The organism is Micromonospora sp. ALFpr18c (assembly GCF_008868155.1).
Taxonomy (GTDB): Bacteria; Actinomycetota; Actinomycetes; order Mycobacteriales; family Micromonosporaceae; genus Micromonospora.
Genome location: NZ_WBKR01000321.1, coordinates 1 through 3,808 on the forward strand (window position 1 = coordinate 1; position 3,808 = coordinate 3,808).

The 3,808-nt window shown below is 72.1% G+C and carries 7 protein-coding genes; 3 read left to right on the plus strand and 4 right to left on the minus strand.

Annotation, left to right across the window (positions count from 1 at the left end; all coding sequences use genetic code 11):
• Positions 1 to 117: 117 nt before the first annotated feature.
• Positions 118 to 381: a DUF6244 family protein gene (locus F8271_RS30380; RefSeq protein WP_151493228.1), complete on the minus strand. Its 264-nt coding sequence runs from the start codon at positions 379 to 381 to the stop codon at positions 118 to 120.
• 201 nt (positions 382 to 582) lie between these two features.
• The gene (locus F8271_RS30385; RefSeq protein WP_151493229.1) at positions 583 to 828 is read right to left on the minus strand and encodes a winged helix-turn-helix domain-containing protein; all 246 of its coding nucleotides are present in this window, start codon (positions 826 to 828) and stop codon (positions 583 to 585) included.
• Positions 829 to 1,136: 308 nt separating this feature from the next.
• Between F8271_RS30385 and F8271_RS32715 the strand changes: the two genes are divergently transcribed.
• Genes F8271_RS32715 through F8271_RS30395 form a run of 3 tightly spaced genes read left to right on the plus strand, consistent with a single transcriptional unit; the run spans position 1,137 to position 2,385 of the window.
• The gene (locus F8271_RS32715) at positions 1,137 to 1,292 is read left to right on the plus strand and encodes a hypothetical protein (protein ID WP_192580529.1); all 156 of its coding nucleotides are present in this window, start codon (positions 1,137 to 1,139) and stop codon (positions 1,290 to 1,292) included.
• A complete protein-coding gene (locus F8271_RS30390) occupies positions 1,289 to 1,909 on the plus strand; it encodes a hypothetical protein (protein ID WP_151493230.1) in 621 nt (206 codons plus the stop codon). The genes F8271_RS32715 and F8271_RS30390 overlap by 4 nt, the downstream gene beginning before the upstream one ends.
• Positions 1,903 to 2,385: a hypothetical protein gene (locus F8271_RS30395; protein ID WP_151493231.1), complete on the plus strand. Its 483-nt coding sequence runs from the start codon at positions 1,903 to 1,905 to the stop codon at positions 2,383 to 2,385. The genes F8271_RS30390 and F8271_RS30395 overlap by 7 nt, the downstream gene beginning before the upstream one ends.
• Here F8271_RS30395 and F8271_RS30400 read toward each other — a convergent pair.
• Positions 2,382 to 3,065, minus strand: coding sequence for a hypothetical protein (locus F8271_RS30400; RefSeq protein ID WP_151493232.1), 684 nt, complete (start codon positions 3,063 to 3,065; stop codon positions 2,382 to 2,384). The genes F8271_RS30395 and F8271_RS30400 overlap by 4 nt on opposite strands.
• Positions 3,066 to 3,351: 286 nt before the next feature.
• Positions 3,352 to 3,808 (minus strand): hypothetical protein (locus tag F8271_RS30405; protein WP_151493233.1); only part of this gene is annotated, 457 nt, incomplete at its 5' end.

Consider the following 3,808-nt stretch of genomic DNA (forward strand, 5'->3'; position numbering starts at 1 on the left):
CCGGCAGCGGCCCAGCAACCCCGCCCAGCCCAACGCCCTCGGGGCTTGCTTGAGCCGTGTGCGGTGAAAGTCGCACGCACGGTTCTGAGGGGGCCCCGGCGCAGCAATGCGCCGGGGCTACCCGACCAGCGCTCGGACCTTGGCGATCGTCTCCTGGACGTGCTGCTTGGCCGGCTCGCCGCCCTGGGATGCCTGCGCGAGAGCCTGCCGGTACGCGTCGATCATGCCGATGAGAGGGCCGGCGGCCACACCCTCCAACGCGCCCGCGACGAGTGCCCGAGCTTCGGCCGCGTCCTGCGCTGCCGCTGCGATCTTGGCCTTCGCCTCGTCGAGCTTCTGCGACGCCGCCGCCAACCTCGCGATGATCTGTGCTGCGCTCACGCGCACCCTCCCCGTGGTCGACCATCGCCTCCACCACCGCACCGGCGGAGACCACATGGGAGCGTACGAGATCCGCGCACCCAGCGCGACCGGGTGATTGCCCAGCCGTGACCTCGAATTCCGCTGATCTTGGACACTGTCCGTTCACGTCGAACGGAAACGGGTCCAAAATCTCATGTAGTCGACGGCAACTCGCGAGGCTCAGCGCTCGGCGACGAACACTCCGACGCCACCGACACCCTCCACCAAGCCCTCGATCTTGAGCGCGTTGATGGCCTGACGAACGACAATCGCCGAGACGTCGTGCCGACGGCACAACTCGGAGGTCGAGGGCAGCTTGTCGCCGGGCGCGAGTTCGCCGGACTTGATCTGAGCGCGGATGCCGTCGGCGATCAGCGCCCACTTGGCCTTGGCGGGCATTGGTGTCTCCCAGGTCTGCCCCGCCATTCGATCACGAGCAACTTTGTATAGCAAGCAATGTGCGGAGAGTGCTTGCGTGTACATGACCTGTTATATAAGCTCTCTTCAGCCGGCTCCCAGGTCTGCAAACCCGGAGTTGGTTCTTCCCCACCGCGCAGAGAGCGCCCGGCTGGTCGGTCCCCCCGTCCGGCCGGGCGTGCCGGGGCGTGCCCGCACGCCGCCCCGACCCACGAACCTCAGCAAGGAGACCGACCCGACGGGAGCCCTCGATGCCCGATCGACCCGACGAACGCCCGAGCGAACCCCCAGCCCAACCCGAACAACACCACCGCCTCGTGTCCGATCAGGACGTCGAGGATGCCGACGACACCCTGTTCGCCCATCCACCCCGCGTGGTGCGCCGGTGGGTCTGCGGGTGCGGCGCGGACTACCCCTGCACCGATGTGCGCTTCGCCCTCCTGGTCAAGTCCACGGCGGAGGCTGGCGAATGACCGCCGACACAGTGGACGACCTGCGCGACGCGTGGCTGGCCACGATCGCCGCAGCCGACCGGGCCGGCGCGCAGTTGCATGGGGCGGGGTCGCCCGGGCGACGGCTGCCCTGGCAGGACGCGGTCACCGAGTGCTGGCGGGCGTTGAGCCTGGTCTATGCCGGACTGGCCACGGATCGGGAGGCAGGTCGGCCCGCCAACGGCACGCCGCAAAGCTCGGCCGGGGAACTGCTCGCCGGCCTGCGGGCCGCACGCGTTGACGCGGATCGGGCCGCCGCACTGGCCGCCCGTGTCCGCTGGCGGTTGGGGGCGGCCGAGGACCGGCTGCGACGTACCCGAATCGTGGCGGACGCGGTCGCGGCCCGACACTTCGCGGCGGCGATCACCCGGTTGAACCTGGTCGTCGCCCGACTCGCGGTCGGTGGCTGCCGCATCGACCGTTCGGTGGCGGCGTTGGTCGGCGAGCCGGCGGCAGCGCCCGCACCCCGCCGGGCCGCCAGCACCAGCACCAGCACCGACGACATCGCCCGAGGTAGCCACCTGGCGAGCGCCCTGGTGGCCCGCCGACGCCACCGAAAGATGAGCCGACGACAGCGCATCAGGGAGACACGATGGTGACCGACCCGCACGCAGCCCTGCGCGGCCTCCTGACCGGGCGGCTGCGCGGTCACGAACGGCGACTGCACCGGTTCGCCGAGGCGGACTGGCGGCGGTACGCCGACCTGCTCGCCGGGGCGTTGCTGGTGGCGGTCCGGCGGCGGTTCGTCGCCGGACAGGATCGGGCGCCGGTGATCCGATTCGTGGCGTCCGTCCGCGAGCGCTTCGACGCGACCGGGCGCGACGTCGACCCGGTGCTGGCCGAGGCGCTGGTCTGGGCGGCACTCGGGGAGCGCCCACCGGTGCCCGACAGTGCGGCGGTGATCGTCGCGCGGACGGTGTTGCTGCTGGGCCTGCTGGAGGACGAAGGTCTCACCGACAGCGAACGCGACGAGATCCTCACTGCCGCCGCGCACGCCGCCAACACCTCGACGCAGGACGCGGATCGGCAGCGGGCAGGCGCGCCGGCCCCGGGGAGTGCCCGGACTGCGCTCTAGGCCGACGGCGGCCCGTTCTGCGCCCGGTTGATCAGGTCGTGCACCGGTTTGGTGCCGCTGCCGACCATCACACCGGTCACAATGGCGTCGACCCAGACCGCCACCCCGTTCCAGTTGGAACCCGCGACCGCGTGCAGCACGTAGAACCCGCCGGCGCTGGACGCTACGGTTGCCAGTCCACTCGCGAGCCCCCACGCGACGATCGTGCGGTTGGCCTTCGCCTGCGCCACCGCCGCCGTGGCCGTGGTGACCGCCGCACGGTCGGCCTCCGTCGGGCCGTCGACGCGGCCGTTCACGTCGGTCACCGTCTGCGCCAACGCGGCTTCGGCGGCGCGTCCCGGCAGCCACCGCGAGAACGGTTCCAGGATCCGCTCGACCGCCGCGGCGAACACCAGCAGGGTGAGGAAGACGGCCGTGGTGTCCTTGGGTTGGATCTTGGCCGCGGCGGCGCCGCTCCGCCAGATCATCCAGCCGGCGACGGCGCCGGCGGCGATCAGCCCGAACCCCGCGGCCACCGCGCCGGGGCCGGCCTGCCGTGACGCCGCGACGACCGACAGCCCCGACTCCTGATCGGAGCGGGATGTAGCCGCCCCCGCGGCAGCGTCGGCGCGTGCCGGCGAGCCGGCCGCCCGGTCCCACGCCGACGGCGGCTCAACGGTGCTAGTCGTCTGTCCCTGCAATTCTCTGACCAACCTTTCGACCTGCCGCTCGCGAGACATCGAGGTCCGAGGTTCCCGAGCATCGGCCACCCGAGGACGGAGTGCGAATCGGTACCGCTCGGGACGCGAGACTACGGCACGCGAGTGAGCACAGTGGAGCGAGTCCGGTGCCGGGCGTGCCGCCGGTCAGTGGCAGTGCTGCTGCTGCTCGCCGACCGGCCCGGCTCCGGTCGCGAGCGACGACCGGAGGGGCGGGGGTCGTGGTGTGGATGGTGGTCATGACACTCTCCTCAGCAGGATTCCCCGGTCAGCGCAGGCCGCGGACCAGTAGCAGATAGGCGCAGTACGCCATCGGAACCAGCAGGAAACAGATCAGGAACCCGAGCGGCAGGTACCGCGGCGGGGTGCCGGCGACGATGGCGGGTCGGCCCCAGCGGCCCAGCACCAGGTAACCACCGAAGAACGCCACCGCCGGCAACCCCGCGCAGATCCACGCGCCGAGCGTGAAGCCGTCGACCAGCCCCACCCCGGACGCGAGCACCAAGGTCAGCACGAGCACCCCGCCGGCGGCCCCGCACCCGGCGTACACGGCGACCGCACGGGCCAGCGGCGACCACGTGGGCAGCAGCGCGGGCCGCTGGGCCAGCAGCTCCGCCTGATGCCCGTGCCGGTCGGCCTCGTCGGCCATCCGGCGGGCCAGCTCCAGCTCCACCGCCGGATCGACCGCCACCGCGCGCTGCGCCGGCACCCCGGCGCCCGCCGGG

Excerpts from the sequence above, each read along its gene's own strand:
- F8271_RS30385 (WP_151493229.1), bottom strand. The coding sequence starts at position 828 with ATGGCGGGGCAGACCTGGGAGACACCAATGCCCGCCAAGGCCAAGTGG.
- F8271_RS30390 (WP_151493230.1), top strand. The coding sequence starts at position 1,289 with ATGACCGCCGACACAGTGGACGACCTGCGCGACGCGTGGCTGGCCACG.
- F8271_RS30395 (WP_151493231.1), top strand. The coding sequence starts at position 1,903 with ATGGTGACCGACCCGCACGCAGCCCTGCGCGGCCTCCTGACCGGGCGG.